A 19256-nucleotide genomic window follows, 5' to 3' on the forward strand; every position below is an offset into this window, starting at 1 on the left:
CAACTTTCCTGACGTTGTGCATATCGACGGCCTCTGCGAGAGGCTGGGTCCAGGGAGCTTTCGACCAGAGGTGAGGGATGGACTCTTTCAACCCGACCACGAAGACTCAGCAGGCGATCTCGTCCGCGGCGCAGGCAGCCACGATGGCGGGCAACCCGGAGATCTCGCCCGCGCACCTGCTCGGTGCCCTGCTGTCCCAGGGTGACGGCTTGTCCGGGCCGCTGCTCACCGCGGTCGGGGCCGACGCGGACGTGGTGCACAAGGAGCTGGAGCCGATCATCGCCGGCCTGCCGTCCGCGACCGGCGCGACGGTGTCGACGCCGCAGTTCGACGGCCACGCCGTCAAGTCGCTGACGCACGCGCAGAAGCTGGCCACCGAGCTCGGGGACGAGTACGTCTCCACCGAGCACGTCCTCGTCGGCCTCGCGGCCGAGGGAGGTCCCGTCGCCGGGCTGCTCAAGCGGCACGGCGCGACGCCGGACGCGCTGCGCGAGGCGTTCACCAAGGTCCGCGGCTCCGCCCGCGTGACCAACCCGGACCCAGAGGGCACGTACCAGGCGCTCGAGAAGTACGGCCTCGACCTCACCGCCGCGGCGCGCGCGGGCGAACTGGACCCGGTGATCGGCCGCGACACCGAGATCCGCCGCGTCGTGCAGGTGCTCTCGCGCCGCACCAAGAACAACCCGGTGCTGATCGGTGAGCCCGGCGTCGGCAAGACCGCCATCGTCGAGGGCCTCGCCCAGCGCATCGTCGCGGGTGACGTGCCGGAGTCGTTGCGCGGCAAGCGCGTCGTGTCGCTCGACCTCGGCTCGATGGTCGCCGGGTCGAAGTACCGCGGCGAGTTCGAGGAGCGGCTCAAGGCCGTGCTCAAGGAGATCAAGGAGTCCAACGGCCAGGTCGTCACGTTCATCGACGAGCTGCACACCATCGTCGGCGCGGGCGGCACCGGCGAAGGTGGAGCCATGGACGCGGGCAACATGATCAAGCCGATGCTCGCGCGCGGCGAGCTGCGCATGGTCGGCGCCACGACGCTCGACGAGTACCGCAAGCACATCGAGAAGGACGCCGCGCTGGAGCGCCGCTTCCAGCAGGTACTCGTCGGCGAGCCGTCGGTTGAGGACGCCGTCGGCATCCTGCGTGGCCTCAAGGAGCGCTACGAGGTGCATCACGGTGTGCGCATCACCGACGCGGCGCTGGTTGCGGCCGCGACGCTGTCCGACCGCTACATCACCGCGCGATTCCTGCCCGACAAGGCCATCGACCTCGTCGACGAGGCCGCGTCGCGGCTGCGCATGGAGATCGACTCCCGGCCCGTCGAGATCGACGAGGTGGAGCGCGCCGTGCGCCGCATGGAGATCGAGGAGATGGCGCTGGAGAAGGAGGACGACGCCGCCTCCCGCGAGCGCCTGACCGCACTGCGCGCCGAGCTGGCCGAGAAGCGCGAGGAGCTGTCCGCGCTGACCGCCCGCTGGCAGAACGAGAAGGGCTCGATCGAGAAGGTCCGCGAGCTCAAGGAGCAGCTGGAGCAGTTGCGTGGCGAGGCCGACCGCGCCGAGCGCGACGCCGACCTCGGGCGCGCCGCCGAACTGCGCTACGGCCGCATCCCCGCGCTGGAGAAGGAGCTCGACGAGGCCACCGAGGTCACCGAGGCGAAGGCCGACGTGATGCTCAAGGAGGAGGTCGGCGCCGACGACGTGGCCGACGTGGTGAGCGCGTGGACCGGAATCCCGGCGGGCCGCCTGCTGGAGGGTGAGACCGGCAAGCTGCTGCGTATGGAGCAGGAGCTGACCAGCCGCGTCGTCGGCCAGTCGGAGGCCGTGAAGGTGGTCTCCGACGCGGTGCGCAGGGCAAGGGCCGGCGTCGCCGATCCCGACCGGCCGACGGGCTCGTTCCTGTTCCTCGGCCCCACCGGGGTCGGCAAGACGGAGCTGGCGAAGGCGCTCGCCGAGTTCCTCTTCGACGACGAGCGGGCGATGCTGCGCATCGACATGAGCGAGTACAGCGAGAAGCACAGCGTCGCGCGGCTGGTCGGCGCCCCGCCCGGCTATGTGGGCTACGACCAGGGCGGCCAGCTCACCGAGTCGGTGCGCAGGCGGCCGTACTCGGTGGTGCTGCTCGACGAGGTGGAGAAGGCCCACCCCGACGTGTTCGACGTGCTGCTGCAGGTGCTCGACGACGGCAGGCTGACCGACGGCCAGGGCCGCACGGTCGACTTCCGCAACACGATCCTGGTGCTCACGTCGAACCTCGGCTCGCACGAGATCGCCAGTGACGCCGCCGCGCTGGACGAGCGGCAGCGCACCGACGCCGTGCTCTCGGTGGTGCAGCGGCACTTCAAGCCGGAGTTCCTGAACCGGCTCGACGACATCGTGGTGTTCCACGCGCTCGACACCGAGCAGCTGGCCTCCATTGTGGACATCCAGGTGGGGCGGCTGGCGCAGCGGCTCTCGCAGCGCAGGCTCACGCTCGAGGTGTCGCCGGCGGCCCGCGAGTGGCTGGCGCTCAACGGCTACGACCCGATCTACGGCGCCCGGCCGCTGCGGCGGCTCGTGCAGTCGGCGATCGGCGACGAGCTGGCCCGCAAGCTGCTGGCCGGCGACATCCGGGACGGCGACACCGTGAACGTCGACGTGCCGGAGCTGGACTCCGGCAACGGCTCCCTGGTGGTCACCCGAGCCGGGCAACCGGTCCAGTAACCAAACGGGTACCCGCGACACGGCCCGCTGATCTTGGTCGGCGGGCCGTGAGGGATACCCTGGTCGCCGTGGGTATTCCAGCGTGGATCTGGTTCGTCATCGCGGCCGTCGCCGCGGTGGCCGGGCTCGCACTGCTCACCGCCGACAAGGCCAGGGAGAGCTCGCGCAATCGCGAGCGCGCGCGCTGGGCCGAGCTGCGCGGCTGGCAGTACGTCGAGGAGGACGAACGCCTCCCGCAGCAGTGGGCGGGCGGCGCCATCGGGTACTTCGGGGCCGAGGCGGCGGTCAACGTCGTCGCGGGCTCCACGTTCACCTCCGACGGCAGGCGCCCGGTGTTCGTCTTCGACATCGAAGCCGACAGCCTGATCCCCGCCGTGATCGTCGCCGTGCGCTGCAACCGGATCCACCCGGTGCTGCTGGAGCTGTGGCTCGCGAGCGTGCCGTTCCAGCGCGCGGAGATGCCGGAGCTGCTCGGGCCGGTGGGCCAGCGCTACGCGTTCGCCGACGAGGTGAACACCGCCCGCGCGATGATCACGCAGGAGCTGGTGGACGCCGCCGACGCGCTGGGCGGCGACGTCGGCGTCGCGTGGCTGGAGAACGAGTGGGTGCTCGCGAGCGTGGCCCCCAACGTCGGCCCGTCCCGTCTGGAGCGGCTGCTCCGCGATCTCGGCGAGATCGCCGACATCGTCGACCCCTTCGATGACGACCTCGCCCAGGCGCAGCAGGAGCAGGCGGCACCTCCGCCCTCCGCGGCCCAGCCCACCACGACCACCGAGGAGCGGGCGCGTCAGCAGGGCTTCTAGAGGTCGAGCGTCCCCGAGAGGTGCGGGCGCTCGTCGGCGGGGAAGCCTGACGCCTCGCCGAGGTCGAGCGTGCCGGTGAACCGGCCGTCGTCCCGCACCGACAGTTCGCGGTAGGTCACCGGGAACTCACGGGTCCGCGCGACGGCGTAACCCTCCGCGAACGAATCGGGGTCGAGGGCGTGACCGTTCGCCGGCGGCACGGTCGGTTCGTCGCCGTCGGATGTCTCGGGGTCGGTCGCCGCGAGGAAGCCTCGGACGAACGACAGGTAGTCGATGGCGCCGTCCTCCATCTGGAGCTCATCCTCGTCTGGGTGAGTGTGTACCCCTAATGGCGTTCCGAAGATACTTCCTGTGCTCTCCGTGACCCAAGCGGGGCGGTGCGTCAAGGCCGGCCCCGCTTCCGCCGCCACCTGAACGGAGTCGCTTCGCGACGCTAGGTTGTTCCCATGCCTACCGCTTTGATCACTGGCGCTACGGTCGGTATCGGCGCCGCGTTCGCCCGCAGGCTCGCCGCCGAACGCTACGACCTCGTGCTCGTCGCCCGCAACGAACCGAAGCTGCGCGCCAGGGCGAAGGAGCTCGCCTCCGCGTACGGCATCACCGCGGACGTCCTGCCGGCCGACCTCGCCACCGCCGAGGGCCGCGAGGCTGTGGAGCAGCGCCTGCGCGAGCAGCCCGTCGACCTGCTCGTGAACAACGCGGGGCTCGGCCTGGCCGGCGAGTTCTGGACAGCCTCGGCCGACGAGCTGCAGCACCAGCTCGACGTCAACGTCACCGCCGTGCTGCGGCTGACGAGGGCCGCGCTGCCCGCGATGCTGGAGCGCGGCGCCGGTGACGTGATCAACGTCTCCAGCGTCGCCGGGTTCTTCTCCGGCAGGGGCTCCACCTACACCGCGAGCAAGAGCTGGGTGACGTCGTTCTCCGACGGGCTCGCCTCGGCGCTGCACGGCTCCGGGGTACGCGTGCTGGCCCTGTGCCCGGGGTTCACCGAGACCGAGTTCCACGACCGCGCCGGCCTGGAGAAGACCGGGCCGAAGGCGTTCTGGCTGAGTGCCGACCGAGTGGTCTCCGACGCGCTCACCGATCTGCGCAAGGGCAAGGTGATCTCGATCCCGAGCCCGCAGTACAAGGTCATCGCCACCGTGGGACGCATGCTGCCGCGCGGTCTCGTGCGCAGGCTCGGCGGCCGGTTCGCGGGTCGCGACCGGACCTGAGCGGAGCCCGTGTGTAAAACTGCGGGTCGTGGCGAACCCCTCGACTGACGAAGCGGCGAAGATCGAACTGGCCAGGCTGGTCGCCGAACTGTGCGTGGTGCGCGGCAAGGTGACGCTTTCCTCCGGCAAGGAGGCCGACTACTACGTCGACCTGCGCCGGGCGACCCTGCACCACGCCGCCGCTCCGCTCATCGGCCGCCTGCTGCGCAGGCTCACGGCCGACTGGGACTACGTGGCCGTCGGCGGGCTCACCCTCGGAGCCGACCCCGTCGCCACCGCGATGCTGCACTCGGCCGCGGCCGACGGGATGGTGCTCGACGCGTTCGTGGTGCGCAAGGCCGTCAAGGAACACGGCATGCAGCGGCGCATCGAGGGCTTGGGGGTGGCCGGCCAGCGCGTGCTCGCGGTCGAGGACACCTCCACCACCGGGGGCAGCGTGCTCACGGCGGTGGAGGCGCTTGGCGAGGCGGGTGCCACGGTGGTCGGCGTGGCCACAGTGGTCGATCGCGGCACCGGCGCCAAGGAGGCCATCGAGAAGGAGGGCCTGCCGTACCGGTACCTGCTCGATCTCGACGACCTCGGCCTCGCCTGATCAACGGCCGGTTACCCCGGCGAAAGTCGCTGCTCAGGTCTGCTAACGAGAACGACATCACGCCGTCACTCGTCTGAGTGACCACGTCGATCAAGCTCTGCTTCGCCACGTGGCGAAGGGAGCTTGAATGGCATCCAACGTGACACGTCGAACCCTGCTCAGATCCATCGGCGTCGCGGGCGGGGCCGGAGTGATGTTCGAGTCGATGCGGGCGCTCGGCCTGATGGCCTCGCCCCAGGCGCTCGCCGTCCCCGACTTCCGCCCGCCCCGAACCGGCGATCTCGACGACCGCAAACGCGGCAAGAAGGTGGTGGTGCTCGGCGCGGGCGTCGCCGGTCTCACCGCCGCGTACGAGCTCGGCAAGGCCGGGTACCGATGCACGATCCTCGAAGCCAAGGACCGTGTCGGCGGTCGCAATTGGACTGTCAGGGCGGGGACCACGGAGACCGATCTCGACGGGCACACCCAGACGGCCCGGTTCGGCCGGGACCCGGACGTCTACCTCAACGCGGGACCGGCGCGACTGCCCCAGTCGCACATCACTCTCGACTACTGCCGCGAACTGGGCGTCCCGCTGGAGGTGTTCCTCAACGCCAACGCCAACGCGCTCATCTACAACGAGCGGAGCGGCGTCGCGCCGCAGCAGTACCGCACCGCCAAGGCCGACATGTACGGCTACGTCTCCGAGCTGCTGGCCAAGGCCGTGGACCAGGGTTCGCTCGACGCGAGCCTTACCGCCTCCGACAAGGACGCCCTGCTGACGTTCCTCTCCGGCTTCGGCGCCATCGGCAACAAGGCCACCGGGTACGCCTACACCGGTACGAGCAGGCGCGGCTACTCGGTCGAGCCGGGCGCGGCCGACCAGGCCGGCACGGTGCTCGGCCCGCCACCCTCGCTCTCGGCCGTACTGGCCAGCCAGGTGGGCAGGTACTTCTCGTTCGAGTTCGGCTACGACCAGGCCATGACCATGTTGCAGCCGGTGGGCGGCATGGACGCGATTCCGAGGGCGCTCCACGACGCCGTCGGCAGGGACAAGGTGCGGCTCGGCGCCCGCGTCACCGGGGTCACCGACACCGATCGTGGCGTCGAGGTGACCTACACCGACCGGCGCGGCAAGGAGGTGCTCGTCACCGCGGACTACTGCGTCGCGACGCTGCCACCGCACCTGATGGCGAAGATCCCCACCAACCTCGACCCGGCCGTCACCGCTGCGCTGCGCTTCCCCACCGTCACGTCGGCGGGCAAGATCGGCCTGGAGTACCGGCGCCGCTGGTGGGAGACGGACGAGCGGATCTACGGCGGCATCACCGAGACCGACATGGACCTCCAGCACATCTGGTACCCGTCGGCGGGTTTCCACGGCAAACGCGGGGTCGTGGTCGGCTACTACAACACGGGCGGCAGCGCGAACACCTACGGCGCCCTGGCCCCCTCGGCGCGAACGGAGCGAGCCCTCGCGCAGGGCGTGAAGATCCACGGCGAGAAGTACCGCTCGGAACTCGCGTCGGCGTTCTCCGTCGCGTGGCAGCGGACGCCGTTCCTCGAGGGCGCCTGGGTCGGCTGGCCCTCTCGCACGAGCGGGCAGTACGCGCTGCTCAACGAACCGGCCGGGCACGTCTACTTCGCGGGCGACTGGCTGAGCTACTTCATCGCGTGGCAGGCGGGCGCGTTCGACTCCGCCCGCCACGCCGTCACCAACATCCACCAGCGCGTCATGGCGGAAGGGTAGCCACATGAGCAGGTTCTCCCGGCGCGCACTCGGCGCCATCGCGGGCGGCACGGCGGTCGCGTTCGGCCTGGGCGCGGGCACGGCATCGGCAGGCGGCCGCCTCGGCAAGGGCCCGAGGCCCACCGAGGTCCGCTTCAACATGCCCAGCGGCAACAACCCGTCGATCGCGAACGGTGTCGCCGTCGGCTGCGCGGTCGCGGTCTACACCAGCAGCGGCCTCGGCCCCGCCGCAGCGAACCCTTCGGCGCAGGCGGGATCGCCGGAGCGGTACGTCGACCTCTCGCTGTTCCCCGGCGGCACACTGCCCGCCGGGGTCACGATCACCGAGGCGCAGGCGTGGAACACCCTCAAGCGCATCGTCGACAACCTCACGGCGATGCAGGCGAGGCCGCAGGACGTGATCACCATGAAGTGCTACCTCAAACGCCTCCCGGGGGCGAGCGACGCCGACTACGCGGGCTGGAACCGGGCGTACCGGCACTTCTTCGCCAACGCTGACCTCGACACCGGCAAGCCGATCCCGATGCCGATCGGCACCGCCCCGCCTGTGCGGCCGTACGTCGTCAACCCGGCGCGGCCCGCCCGCGCGACGACGGAGGTGGCCGGGCTCGCGGTACCGGGATGGCTGATCGAGGTGGAGGTCCAGGCCACTTACCCGGCGCGCTGAGTGAGCGGCGGCCCGTTACGAAGTCTCGGCTTCGTAACGGGCCGTTCGCGATTTCCGACAGATCATTTCGAAGACGACGGATGAGGTATTTGGGAGTACCGTTGTCAGTGATCAGGGGGTTGTAACCGGGGTAGGTGGGGCGATGCTGGGGTTGCTGACCGGTCTCACGACAGCAGTCCATTTCCTGGCGTTGGTTTATATCGGACTCGGCGGTTTTCTCGCGTGGATCTGGCCGAAGTCGATCTTCGTGCACATCTTCTTCGCGCTGTGGGGTGTGGCCGTCAACGCCCTGCCGCTGCCCTGCCCGCTGACCGTGGCCGAGGACTACCTGCGTGAGCAGCGCGGGCTAGGCCCGCTGCCCGGCGGCTTCAACGAGCACTACATCTACGACACCCTCGTGCCGCGCGAGATCCTGCCGGTGGTCGGCATCCTCGCGCTCCTGCTAGTGATCGGGTCCTACGTCGGCGCGTACGTGCTGTGGCGGCACCGCCAGCAGCAGCCGAGCGGCGTGCCGGGGCGTCCGGTGAGGCTGGGCTGAGCCGGGCGACAATGGAGGCGTGATCGAGGAGACCGGGCCGACCGAGTGGGTCGGAAGGCACGAGGTCGGCGTCGGCCCGTGGCAGGGTCCGTGGCCCGACGACGATCGCTACGACCCGGACCTGCTCGAACACGGTGACCGGCGCAACGTCGTCGACCCCTACCGGTACTGGCGGCGCGAGGCGATCGTGGCCGACGTCGACGCCCGTCGGTTCCCCTTCCATGTCGCGATCGAGAACTTCCAGCACGACCACAACATCGGCACGGTCGTGCGCACCGCCAACGCGTTCGCGGCCGCCGCCGTGCACATCGTGGGCAAGCGGCGGTGGAACCGGCGTGGCGCGATGGTGACCGACCGCTACCAGCACCTGCACCACCACGTGGGCGTCGGCGAGCTGGCCGCGTTCGCCGTCGAGCACGGGCTCGCGATCGTGGCCGTGGACAACACCCCAGGGGCGCGGCCCGTCGAGACGGCCGAGCTGCCGCGCGAGTGCGTGCTGCTGTTCGGCCAGGAGGGACCGGGCCTCTCGCCGGAGGCGCAGGAGGCCGCCGACCTCGTGGTGTCCATCGCGCAGTTCGGCACCACGCGCTCGATCAACGCGGGCGTCGCCGCCGGGATCGTCATGCACGCGTGGATACGGCAGCACGCCGATCTGTCGAAGGCGTGGTAGCGCGCCGCGGCAGCAGCAGCGGCGTCGCCAGCAGTAGGGCGCCCGCGATCGCGATGGCGGCGCGGACGCTCGTCGCCGCGGCCAGCAGACCCCAGAGCGCGGTCAGCGCGGCGACGGTGGCGTTGCTCGTGATCGTCCACGCGGACAGCGTGCGGGCCACGCGATCCGCCGGGGTGTGGTCGAGCCGGAAGGTGGCGAACACCGGGTTGAACACGCCGATGCACGTGATCATCACGAGCTGGAGCGTCAGCACGAGCACGAGTCCTCCGAGCCCTGGGCCTGCGAAGGCGAGGCCGATGGGCCAGCACACGCGAAGCGTCCCCGCGGCGAGTAGGACGGGGCGCCGCCCGAACCGCGCGACCAGGGGCGGGGCCAGCCACGAGCCGACGAGCCCGCCGAGGCAGGGCCCCGCGAGCGCGAGGGCGTACTGCCACGGCGGGAAACCCAGCTCTCCCAGCATGAGCACCGCCAGCAGCGGTGAGGTCGCCAGCAGCAGGCCGTTGAAGAGCACCGTGTTGCAGAACAGCGGGCGGAGCACGGGGTGGCGAAAGATGTGCCGCCACCCTTCGAGAACCTCGCCCGCGCCCGGCCGCGACACCGGCCGCCCGGGGCGAGGCTCCCGCCCGCCGATCGCGCTGATCCCCGCTGCGGAGAGCAGGTAGGTGACCGCGTCGACGACCACGGTGGTGATCGGGCCGAACAGCCCGAGTGAGGCGCCACCGAGCGGAGGGCCGAGCGCGGTCGCCGTCCACGTCGTCGCCTCGAACCGCCCGTTCGCGACGAGCAGGTGCTCCGATGGCAGGAGGGTCTTCAGGTAGGCGCCGCTCGCCGCCCGGAACGCGATGTCGGCCGAGGCGACCACCACCGAGACCACCATCAGCTGCGCGAACGTCAGCACACCGAACGCGAAAGCTCCCGCGACGCTCGACAGCGCGGCGAACCGGATCAGGTCCGTCACCACCAGCACCGACCTTTTGCGACGGAACTCCACGACCGGCCCAAGCGGCACCGCGAACACCGCACCGGCGGCAAGACCCGCCGCCGCGAGCAGCGACACCTCCAACGGCCCCGCGCCCAGCACGAGCACGGCGATCATCGGGAACGCGTCGAAGGCGAACCTCGTGCCGAACGTGCTCACCGCGTAGGCGGCCCACAGGAAGCCGAACCGCCTGCCCAGTGATCCGCCCGCCACGCCCGTCAGCCAAGCGGATGCCGGAAGGAAAAGCGAACAACCACACCGGCGCCGAGGTCCCGGCAACCCGCACCCCGCGCTCCCACCTCGGCACAGCGCGGCGCAGGCCGGGAACGTGGACGCCGAGCTGGGCCGGTCAGTCCACGCCGAGGTCGGCCAGTTCCTCGGCAGGGTGAGGCAGGACCGTCACCGCCGGGTCCGAGGGAGCCTCCACGGTGCGCGGCGCGGGGTTGCGGTTGACCAACAGGCGGAACACGTCCGGGCGGGAGTAGTGGCCCACCGGGTCCGCCGCGGACTTCGCGATCGCGATCAGCGCGGGGTCGAGGTCGGCGTACAGGATGCCCTCCTCGGTCTCCGCGAGCGGCTCGGCCAGCGGGGTGCCCTCGGGGCCGAAGATCCGGGCGAAGCCACCACCGAGCCGCAGCAACTGCCGCTTGGCCTCGGTGTCGCAGAACACCTCGTGCGCCGCCTCGCCGACCACCGAACACGCCGCGAGGACGAACGCCTGTCCCTCGACCGCGTACGTCAGGCTGGCCGCCGTGTTGACCTCCGGCCCCAGCGCGGTCGCCGCGCCGCGGTACACCGAGAAACTCGGCCACGACGCCACGTGGATCTCCTCGCCAAGGCTGTACATCGCGTACTTGGTCAGCGGCTGGAAGTGCTCCCAGCAGTTCAGCCCGCCGAGCTTTCCGAGCGCGGTGTCGTGCACCTGCAGGTCGCTGCCGTCACCCTCGCCGAATACCGAGCGCTCGACGTGGGTCGGCTTGAGCTTGCGGCGCACCGAGATCAGCTCCCCGGTGTCCGCGATGAACGCCTGCGCCATGTACAGGCTGCCGCCTGCCCGCTCGCTGAAGCCGAGCACCACGTGCACGCCGTGTTCCGCCGCGGCCTGGCGGATCCGCCGCATCTCGGCGCCGTCGCGGGTCATCGAGTTGGCGGCGTACCTCGGCACGAACGCCATGCCCGCCGCGGGGGAGTCGAGCCAGATCCACCATGGGTAGCCGGGGACGAACGTCTCGCCGAACGACACCAGCTTCGCTCCGCCCCTCGCGGCCTCACCGATGAGCGCGACCGCCTTCTCGACGCTTCCGGCCAGGTCCAGCCACACCGGCTCGGCCTGCACCGCCGCGACCCGCACCACGCTTTCCATGACGTCTCCTCGAACCGAGTGGGATCAGTTGGAGGGCATCATGCGGCGTTCGCGGTTCCGCCGGACTGACCGCGCGTGCCGCTGTCACTGACCGCGCGTGCCGTCCCGGCACTCGCGGGGCGTCATCCCGAACTCGGCGCGGAACGCGCGGTGGAAGCCGGACTCGCTGTCGTACCCGCACAGCGCGGCGATGGCCGCGACCGGCCGGTCCGGGTGCTCGAGCAGCATCGCCCTGGCCCGGTCGAGCCGGATGCGCCGGATCTGGGTGGCGATGCCACCGTCAGGGGTGAAGACGCGGTACAGGGTGCGCCGGGAGACCCGGCAGGCCCCGGCGACGAGGTCGACATCGAGCCCCGGATCACCGAGGTTTCGCCGGATGAACGCCAACGCCCGTTCCCGCACCAATGCCTGCACCGGGTCGGGTGCCGGTTCGTCCCGCGCCGCGAAGGAGGCCGCCGCCGACAGCAAGCCGAGCGCGTGCGGCAGCAACGGGGCCGTGGTGTGCGGGTTCGCCTTCGCCGCGTCGGCCAGCGAGGTGAAGAACGCTGGGACGACCTGTCCAGGCCCGCCCCGGCCGAGGGTGCGGGCGGTCAGCCTGCGGGTGTCCCGCACCGCGAGGTCCCGTTTGGGCACCTGGACGACGAGCTGGCGGAACCGCTCGTCGAAGTGCAGTGTGTAGGGCCGCGTGCTGTCGTAGAACGCCATGTCACCCGCCCGCAGCTCGGCTCGCCGCTCGTCCTGCTCGACCAGCCCGCGACCCTGCAGCTGAATGCTCGCCAGCAGGTACTCGTCACCACTGCGGGCGATCAGGCTCCGCGTGCGCCGCACCACCTGCCCCGCGGCGACCACAGTGGACAGTTCCAGGCGGCCGACCGGCACGTGCTCGATGCGCCCCGCGAACGCACCCTGGGTGACGGGAGCGGCGTTGAGCTGGACGAACGTCTCGCAGATCAGCTCCCGCCAGTAGGCGAACGCCTCCTCGGCGGGCACCGCCGCCGTGCTCAGCTCCACCCGGGCCTGCCGGTCCATCCCGGGATTGTCACCCCGGCAGCCGCTCCTGTCGACCCCTCGCTAGGCGGGCGCGACCTCGACCGGGATGCCGTTCAGCACGGCGGTTCCCGAGAGCGCGTCGACCGACAGCTCGTCGGCGAGCACGTTGGAGTTCGCGCCCGGGTGCGCCTTCGCCACTGTGGTGCGCACGCCGTCGACGTCGTGACCCCAGCCGTGGGGGATGCTCACCACGCCCGGCCGGATCTCGTCGGTGACCTCCACCTCCACCTCGATCGTGCCCGTGCGGGCGGTGACCTTCGCCTGGCCGCCGTCGTGAAGGCCGAGCCTGCCCGCGTCGTCGGGATGCACCTGCACGGTGCACAGGTTCTTCCCGCGCACCAACGGTTCGAGGTTGTGCATCCAGGAGTTGTTGGAGCGCAGCTGCCGCCTGCCGATGAGCACGAGCCGCCCGTTCGGCGACCGCCCCAGCTCCTTGGCGAGCCTCGGCACGTCGGCCGTGATCGCCTCCGGAGCCAGCTCGATCCGGCCGCTCGGCGTGCTGAGCACCTCCGGGATCCGGGGTCGCAGCGGGCCGAGGTCCACACCGTGCGGCGCCGCTTCGAGATCGGCGAGGGTCAGGTCGTACGGGCCTGCGCGCAGCATCAGGTCCATGATCCGCTCGGGTCCCGTGCGCTCGCCCGCGACGGCGACGTCGAGCCCGCAGCGGCGGGCCACCTCGGCGGCGACGAACGCGTCGAGCGCGGCGACGTCGGCGTCCGGGCCCTGACCCGTCGCGATTCCCGTGAGGCGCAGCAACGTCTCCCACTCCTGCGGCATGGGTGAGGGCAGTGCGGCGGGGGTCCAGTTGGCGACGTTGCGCACGGCGAGCTGGTACAGCGCGATGTCGTAGTGCGCCCGCTCCAGCGGTGTCGGCCCTGGCAGGATCACGTCGGCGTGCCGCGTGGTCTCGTTGAGATAGATGTCGAGCGAGAGCATGAACTCCAGCTGTGGCAACGCGTTCGCGAGCCTGCCCGCGTTGGGCGTGCTCAGGCACGGGTTGCCCGCGATGGTCACGAGAGCGCGGACCTGACCCTCTCCCGGAGTCTCGATCTCCTCGGCCAGCGCGGCGACGGGGACCTCGCCGAACACCTCGGGCAGCCCGCGCACACGGGTCCGCCAGCGGCCCGCCGCGAACGGGCGCCGCGCGCCGCTGCCGCTCCGTTTGCCCGCCGCCGCGAACGGGAACATCGCACCGCCCTCGGCGTCGAGGTTGCCGGTCAGCACGTTCAGCACGTCCACGAGCCAGCTGGTGAGCGTGCCGAACGTCTGCGTCGTGGTGCCGGTCCGGCCGTAGACCACGGCGCGTTCGGCGGCGGCGAGTTCCCTCGCCATCCGGCGGATCTCGGCTGCCGCAACGCCCGTCACCGGGGCCACGGCCTCGGGGGTGAACGGTTCGGCGAGGGTGCGCACCTCGGCGACACCGTTGACGTGGTCGGTGAGCCTGCCGAGGCGCACCAGGTCCTCGGCGAACAGGGTGTGGACCAGTGCGAAGAGCAGCAGCGCGTCGGTGCCGGGCCGGATCGCGTGGTGCTCGTCGGCGGCCTCGGCCGTGCGGGTGCGGCGTGGATCCACCACCACGACCTTGCCGCCGCGCTCCCGGACGGCGCGCAACCTGCCCCGCACGTCCGCTGCGGTCATCAGGCTTCCGTTGGACACCAACGGGTTCGCGCCCAGCATCAGCAGGTGCCCGGTGCGGTCGAGGTCGGGAACGGGGATGGTGAAGCCGCCGCCGAAGAGGTAGCCGGAGGAGTAGTGCTTGGGCAGCTGGTCGACGCTGCCGGCCGTGTAGAAGTTCTTGGTGCCGAGCGCCTTGAAGAACGCGCGGCCGTAGAGGGCGACGGCGAGGTTGTGCGCCGCGGGGTTGCCCACGTAGACGGCCACGGAGTCGCGGCCGTGCTCCGCCGCCACCGCGGGAAGGCGCGCGTCGATCTCGGCGAACGCCTCCGCCCACGAGACCTCGGTGAACGAGCCGTTCCGCTTCACCAGCGGCGCCCGCAGCCGGTCGGGGTCACTGTGCAGGGCGCCCAGCGAGGCGCCCTTCGGGCAGATGTAGCCGCAGGAGAAGACGTCCTCGGCGTCGCCGCGCACCGAGGTCACGTCCGCGCCGTCGAAGGTCACCTCCAGGCCGCAGGTCGCCTCGCAGAGCGGACAAGTGACATGCGCCGTTGCCATTTGCTCATGGTTCTACACGCGCTGCGGTATGTCGAGGACGGCGCAAGGATGGGCACATGCCGTGGAGCGAGTGCGCCGCCGAGGCCGAAAGCGCCGTGTGCGCCCGGCATCTCGCGCGCGTGTGGGGGCTGCCCGGTACCGCGCTCGGCCTGCCCGCCTGGCCGCCGACCACCCGGCACCGCCTGCACCGGCCCTGGCACTACTGGTGGAACGCGCACCTGCTCGACTGCCTCGCCGACGCGCGACTGCGCGCACCCGACCCGGAGCGGGAGGTGACGATCGCGCGGCTGGTGCGCTCCATCCGGCTGCGCAACCGCGGCAGGTGGACCAAGGACTACTACGACGACATGGCCTGGCTCGCGCTGGCCTTGCAGCGGATCGGTGAGCACGAGCCCGTGCGGATCCTGCTCGACGCGGTGTGGGCGGGCTGGTCCGTCGACGCCGGTGGTGGCATCCGTTGGCGCAGCGGCGATTCCTTCAAGAACGCGCCGACGAACGGACCTGCCGCGATCGCCTTCGCGAGGGCGGGAGAGACGGACAAGGCGCGGAAACTGTTCTCGTGGCTGGAGAACCGGCTCGTCGATCCGGACACCGGGCTGGTCAACGACGGCGTACGCGCCGACACCGGCGAGTGCGTGGAGGAGATCTTCACCTACTGCCAGGGCGTCTTCCTCGGTGCCTGCCTCGAGTTGTCCGAAGTGGACGCGGCCGAACGGACGGTGCGCGCGGTGGCCGCCCATCTGGCGCCGGGCGGCGTGCTCCGCGGCCAGGGCGGTGGCGACGGCGGGTTGTTCGCGGGGATCCTGGCTCGCTATCTGGCTTCCGCGGCGAAAAGGCTGCCGAAGGGGCCGGCCGCCGACGTGGCCGCCGAGCTGGTGCTCGACTCGGCGTCAGCGTGCTGGCGTGGCGCGGCCCCGGCCGAGCACGGCCCGCTGTTCGGTCCGGAGTGGACGGAGCCTGTGGAGCTGCCGCCGCGGGGGGCCGCGCGCGATCTCTCGGTTCAGCTCGGCGCTTGGCTGCTGCTGGAGGCCGCCGCCGTGCTGGATCCCTGAGCAGGGCAGCCACAGGAGGACCGGTGCGCGAAGGACGGCGTGAGCCGCACGGTCCTCGGCCGCCGCGCAGGGTCGGCGATACGCGACAGCAGCAGCCGCACAGCCGTGTGCGCGATGTCGCCGAACGGTGGGGCCAGCGCGGAAACGGGCGGGTCGGCTTCGCGGGCGCGGCCCGTGTCACCGTGGCAGACCAGGCCCAGCTCCGCGCCGATGCGCAGCCCGCGGTCGCGCGCCTCGGCCTGCACAGCCCCGAGCATGCCTTCCCCGGCGACGACGACCGCTGACGGCCTTTCGGCCAGCAGCACCCCGGCCGCCGATGGCGAGCCCCCGCGCACGACGAGCGCGGCGTCCCAGCGCAGGCCGGCGCGGCCGAGGCCGAGCCGGTAACCGAGCGACCGCTCGTCGGCGTCGCCGTCACCGGGCGGTCCCGCGAGGAGCCCGATCCGGCGGTACCCCCGCGCGGCCAGGTGCTCGGTGAGCTCGGACGTGGACTCGATGTTCTCCGTGCCGACCTGGTCGACATCGTCCCGCGGGGCGAGGCGGTCGACGAGCACGGTCGGCAAGCCGATCCGCACCAGCTCGGTCACCACGGTGTCGTCCCCGCTCGCCGGGGCCAGCAACACACCGTCGACTCCCTGGGCGCGCAGGGTGCGGGCCGCGGCGGCCTCGGAGGTGACGCTGCCGGTGGTCTCGGCGAAGGTCACCGCGCAACCCTCGGCCAGGACCGCCGACTCGATCGCGGCGGCCAGTTCGGCGCGGCCTCCGGTGTCCGGCGCGAGGGCGACCCCGAACCGGTAGCACAGGGGCGCGCGCCTGCGGGGCGGTGCGCTCGACGGTGAGCTCATGGCGCTACTCCAGGAGGAGGGAGCTGATCGGGTGACGCTAGCCCGAGTGGGCTAACGCGCAACCGGTTACGCAGCGCGTCGCCGCAGAATCAACTGTCCGGGTGAATCGCGGGGCAACCGCATGACTCCCGGTGCCGCAGGACCGGTGGGAGGCGCAACGTCTCCGGCCTGCGGTCCGGGTCCTTGATCCGCGACAGCAGCAGCCGGACGGCCTCGCGGCCGATGTCGGCGATGGGCTGCGCCATGGTGGTCAGCGGCGGGTCCACGAGGTCGGCCCATTCCGTGTCGTCGAAGCCGACCACGGCGACGTCCTTGCCGACGTGCAGCTGCCGCCGCCGCGCTTCGTGCAGCACGCCGGCCATCATCGCGTCGTTGCCGACCACCACCGCGCTCGGCGGCTCCGGCCGGTCGAGCAGTGCGGCGAACGCGTCCGCGCCGCCCGCGCGTTCGGAGTGCCCCGGCACCACGAGGTCGGGGTTCCACGCGAGCCCGCCCCGGCCGAGGCCGAGTCGGTAGCCGAGCGTCCGTTCCTCACTCGTGGCGAGGCCGGGGGTGCCCGCGACGAAGCCGATCCGGCGGTGGCCCAGCGAGGCGAGGTGCTCGGTGAGCGCGGACGTGGACTGGATGTTCTCCGCGCCGACCTGGTCCACGTCACCCCTTGTGGCGAGGCGGTCGACGAGCACGGTGGGGATGCCGAGCGAGACGAGCTCGCTGATCACGGAGCCGTCGCCGGGCACGGAGGTGAGCAGCAGGCCCTCGACGCGCCTCGACCGCAGCGCACGCACGACGGCCTGCTCGGTGTCGACCGTGTCATGCGTGTCGGAGAGCAGCACCGTGTAGCCTGCTGCGGCGGCTTCCCGCTCGATGGTCTGCATGAGCACCGCGAAGTAGGGGTTGGCGAGCAGCGAGATCGCGACGCCGATCGACCGCGTGCCGCCGGTGACCAGTGAGCGGGCGATGACATCACCCGTGTAGCCGGTCTGCTCGATGGCCTCGAGCACCGCTGCTCTGGTCTCCGGGGCCACGGCCCTGGTGCCGTTGACGACGTGCGAGACGGTGGTGATCGAGACCCCGGCCAGCTCCGCGATGTCGCGCTGAGTGGGCCGGGTCGATCGCTGCGGGGGCATGGTTCGTCCTTCGCGGCTCGCGGCAAGCGTTTGCGCAAACGGTTGCGAGCGAGCATAACGTCTGTCTACGTTGCAGGCGTCCGGCGGTGTGCCTCGGAGCGGAGGAGGGTGGCGAGCGTGAGGGTGCTCCTCGCGGGCCTGTGCACGGTCGACGTCGTCCAGCGCGTCGACGAGCTGCCGGAGCCGGGACACAAGGTCCAGTCGCGCTCGGCGGAGACCGCGGCGGGCGGGCCCGCCACCAACGCCGCCGTTACGGTCGCGGCACTCGGCGGACGGCCCACGCTGCTGACCGTCCTCGGCGCCCATCCGCTCGCGGAACTCGCCCGAACCGACCTCGCCGCGTGCGGGGTCGACGTGCTCGACGCGCTGCCCACGCACCCGGACCCGCCCGCCGTGAGCGCGGTGGCCGTGCGGGAGCGTGACGGCGAGCGCACCGTGGTCTCGCACAACGCGGCGGCGCTGCCCGAGGAGCTGGCCGCTGTTCCACTGCCCACGACCTCCTCGACCGACGCCGTGCTGGTGGACGGCCACCACCCCGCGCTCGCCCTGGCCGCCGCTCGGTGGGCCAGGGAGGAGGGCGTGCCCGTGGTGGTGGACGCAGGCAGCTGGAAACCCGTGTTCGCGGACGTCTTCCCGCTGGCCGACGTGGTCGCCTGCTCGGCGGACTTCCGCGCGCCGGATGGCGCGCTGGCCGACGTGCCGACGGTGATCACCACGGCGGGTCCCGACCCGGTGCGCTGGCGAAGCGGCGGCGAGTCGGGCGAGGTGGCGGTGCCGTCGGTCGAGGCGAAGGACACGCTCGGGGCGGGCGACGTATGGCACGGTGCGCTCGTGGCAAGGGCCGGGGAGCTGCCGATCCCGGAACTGATCGGGTTCGCCAACGAGGTGGCGGCCGAGCGGGTGCGCCACAGTGGACCGAGAAGCTGGCTTGGCCCGGTGAGGGCGAGGATGGGAGAGAGATGACGTCGTTCGAGGAGTTGCTGGACAGGGCGCAGACGCTCGCCGCGAGGGACGGGCGCACGGTGCTGGGCATAGCGGGAGCCCCCGCCTCCGGCAAGACGACCCTCGCGTGGCGGCTGGCCAACGCGCTCGGCGACCGCGCGACCGTGGTGGGCCTGGACGGCTTCCACCTCGCGCAGGTGGAGCTCAACCGGCTCGGCCGCACCGACCGCAAGGGCGCCCCGGACACGTTCGACGCGTACGGCTACGTGCATCTGATCCGCAGGCTCGCGCGGGGCGAGGAGCTGGTCTACGCGCCGGAATTCCGCCGCGAGATCGAGGAGCCGATCGCGTGCGCGGTGCCGGTGCCGCCGTCCGTGCGGCTGGTGATCACGGAGGGCAACTACCTGCTGCTCGACACGGAGCCGTGGGCGGATCTGCGGTCGCTGATCGACGACGTGTGGTACCTGCAGCCGGACGAGGACGAGCGCATCGAGCGGCTGGTGACGCGGCACCGCAAGTACGGACGGTCCCTTGTGGAGGCTCGCCAGCGCGCGCTCGGCTCCGACCAGCGCAACGCGGACCTGATCGCCCCGAGTGCGGTGCGTGCCGACCTCGTGGTGCGCGACATGGAGCTACCCCACTTCGCGGTCTGACCCCGCGCCCCGACCCCGGCCCTGACCCCGACCCTGACCCTGACGCAGTGAAGGCCACCTTCACTGCGTTGAACGAACACAGCGGCGCGTCAGCGCCTCCGTTTGGGTGGTGGAGGGAGACGGGTGGGCGCAGGCATGGTGGCCTTCACTGCGTTGGGCGCAGG

18 protein-coding genes are annotated in these 19256 nt (G+C 71.6%); 11 read left to right on the forward strand and 7 right to left on the reverse strand.

What is annotated here, in order from left to right:
• The first annotated feature begins 77 nt into the window (after positions 1 to 77).
• Complete coding sequence (gene clpB, locus DI005_RS31195) at positions 78 to 2696, forward strand: ATP-dependent chaperone ClpB (RefSeq protein ID WP_112265553.1); 2619 nt, start codon at positions 78 to 80, stop codon at positions 2694 to 2696.
• A gap of 68 nt (positions 2697 to 2764) precedes the next feature.
• Positions 2765 to 3499, forward strand: a complete 735-nt coding sequence (locus DI005_RS31200) for a hypothetical protein (RefSeq protein WP_228713542.1) — start codon at positions 2765 to 2767, stop codon at positions 3497 to 3499.
• On the opposite strand, the gene DI005_RS31205 is transcribed toward DI005_RS31200, so the two are convergent.
• Positions 3496 to 3789 carry a hypothetical protein gene (locus tag DI005_RS31205; protein WP_112265551.1) on the reverse strand — a complete coding sequence of 98 codons (294 nt, stop codon included), beginning with the start codon at positions 3787 to 3789 and terminating at the stop codon, positions 3496 to 3498. The two genes, DI005_RS31200 and DI005_RS31205, sit on opposite strands and share 4 nt — an antisense overlap.
• A gap of 156 nt (positions 3790 to 3945) precedes the next feature.
• On the opposite strand from DI005_RS31205, the gene DI005_RS31210 reads away from it, so the two are divergent.
• The 6 genes from DI005_RS31210 to DI005_RS31235 all read left to right on the forward strand — a co-directional run bounded on the left by DI005_RS31210 (position 3946) and on the right by DI005_RS31235 (position 8909).
• Entirely contained in the window at positions 3946 to 4713 is a 768-nt protein-coding gene (locus tag DI005_RS31210) for an SDR family oxidoreductase (protein ID WP_112265549.1), read from the forward strand.
• A gap of 28 nt (positions 4714 to 4741) precedes the next feature.
• Positions 4742 to 5305 carry an orotate phosphoribosyltransferase gene (gene pyrE, locus DI005_RS31215; protein WP_199543377.1) on the forward strand — a complete coding sequence of 188 codons (564 nt, stop codon included), beginning with the start codon at positions 4742 to 4744 and terminating at the stop codon, positions 5303 to 5305.
• A 127-nt stretch (positions 5306 to 5432) separates the two neighbouring features.
• The gene (locus tag DI005_RS31220) at positions 5433 to 7034 is read left to right on the forward strand and encodes a flavin monoamine oxidase family protein (RefSeq protein WP_112265545.1); all 1602 of its coding nucleotides are present in this window, start codon (positions 5433 to 5435) and stop codon (positions 7032 to 7034) included.
• A 4-nt stretch (positions 7035 to 7038) separates the two neighbouring features.
• Positions 7039 to 7701, forward strand: a complete 663-nt coding sequence (locus tag DI005_RS31225; protein ID WP_113644507.1) for a Rid family hydrolase — start codon at positions 7039 to 7041, stop codon at positions 7699 to 7701.
• Positions 7702 to 7843: 142 nt separating this feature from the next.
• The gene (locus tag DI005_RS31230; protein ID WP_112265541.1) at positions 7844 to 8239 is read left to right on the forward strand and encodes a DUF2784 domain-containing protein; all 396 of its coding nucleotides are present in this window, start codon (positions 7844 to 7846) and stop codon (positions 8237 to 8239) included.
• 22 nt (positions 8240 to 8261) lie between these two features.
• Entirely contained in the window at positions 8262 to 8909 is a 648-nt protein-coding gene (locus DI005_RS31235; protein ID WP_113644600.1) for an RNA methyltransferase, read from the forward strand.
• Here DI005_RS31235 and DI005_RS31240 read toward each other — a convergent pair.
• From DI005_RS31240 to DI005_RS31255, 4 genes are all read right to left on the reverse strand, one after another.
• The gene (locus DI005_RS31240; protein WP_113644508.1) at positions 8860 to 10101 is read right to left on the reverse strand and encodes an MFS transporter; all 1242 of its coding nucleotides are present in this window, start codon (positions 10099 to 10101) and stop codon (positions 8860 to 8862) included. The genes DI005_RS31235 and DI005_RS31240 overlap by 50 nt on opposite strands.
• 136 nt (positions 10102 to 10237) lie before the next feature.
• Positions 10238 to 11251 carry a carbon-nitrogen hydrolase family protein gene (locus DI005_RS31245; protein ID WP_112265536.1) on the reverse strand — a complete coding sequence of 338 codons (1014 nt, stop codon included), beginning with the start codon at positions 11249 to 11251 and terminating at the stop codon, positions 10238 to 10240.
• Between the two features lie 84 nt (positions 11252 to 11335).
• Positions 11336 to 12280: a helix-turn-helix domain-containing protein gene (locus DI005_RS31250; RefSeq protein ID WP_112265534.1), complete on the reverse strand. Its 945-nt coding sequence runs from the start codon at positions 12278 to 12280 to the stop codon at positions 11336 to 11338.
• Between the two features lie 42 nt (positions 12281 to 12322).
• Positions 12323 to 14473 carry a molybdopterin-dependent oxidoreductase gene (locus tag DI005_RS31255; protein ID WP_113644509.1) on the reverse strand — a complete coding sequence of 717 codons (2151 nt, stop codon included), beginning with the start codon at positions 14471 to 14473 and terminating at the stop codon, positions 12323 to 12325.
• Between the two features lie 56 nt (positions 14474 to 14529).
• Here DI005_RS31255 and DI005_RS31260 point away from each other — a divergent pair, with 56 nt between their 5' ends.
• A complete protein-coding gene (locus DI005_RS31260) occupies positions 14530 to 15525 on the forward strand; it encodes a glycoside hydrolase family 76 protein (RefSeq protein WP_112265530.1) in 996 nt (331 codons plus the stop codon).
• On the opposite strand, the gene DI005_RS31265 is transcribed toward DI005_RS31260, so the two are convergent.
• Both DI005_RS31265 and DI005_RS31270 read right to left on the reverse strand, forming a co-directional pair.
• Positions 15474 to 16370 carry a LacI family DNA-binding transcriptional regulator gene (locus tag DI005_RS31265; protein ID WP_113644510.1) on the reverse strand — a complete coding sequence of 299 codons (897 nt, stop codon included), beginning with the start codon at positions 16368 to 16370 and terminating at the stop codon, positions 15474 to 15476. The two genes, DI005_RS31260 and DI005_RS31265, sit on opposite strands and share 52 nt — an antisense overlap.
• An 89-nt stretch (positions 16371 to 16459) precedes the next feature.
• Positions 16460 to 17497 carry a LacI family DNA-binding transcriptional regulator gene (locus DI005_RS31270; RefSeq protein WP_112265526.1) on the reverse strand — a complete coding sequence of 346 codons (1038 nt, stop codon included), beginning with the start codon at positions 17495 to 17497 and terminating at the stop codon, positions 16460 to 16462.
• A gap of 117 nt (positions 17498 to 17614) precedes the next feature.
• On the opposite strand from DI005_RS31270, the gene DI005_RS31275 reads away from it, so the two are divergent.
• Both DI005_RS31275 and DI005_RS31280 read left to right on the forward strand, forming a co-directional pair.
• A complete protein-coding gene (locus DI005_RS31275; RefSeq protein ID WP_113644511.1) occupies positions 17615 to 18460 on the forward strand; it encodes a PfkB family carbohydrate kinase in 846 nt (281 codons plus the stop codon).
• Complete coding sequence (locus DI005_RS31280; RefSeq protein ID WP_112265522.1) at positions 18457 to 19092, forward strand: nucleoside/nucleotide kinase family protein; 636 nt, start codon at positions 18457 to 18459, stop codon at positions 19090 to 19092. The genes DI005_RS31275 and DI005_RS31280 overlap by 4 nt, the downstream gene beginning before the upstream one ends.
• Positions 19093 to 19256: the final 164 nt, after the last annotated feature.

Source organism: Prauserella sp. PE36, from assembly GCF_003311655.1.
GTDB classification, from domain to species: domain Bacteria; phylum Actinomycetota; class Actinomycetes; order Mycobacteriales; family Pseudonocardiaceae; genus Prauserella_A; species Prauserella_A endophytica.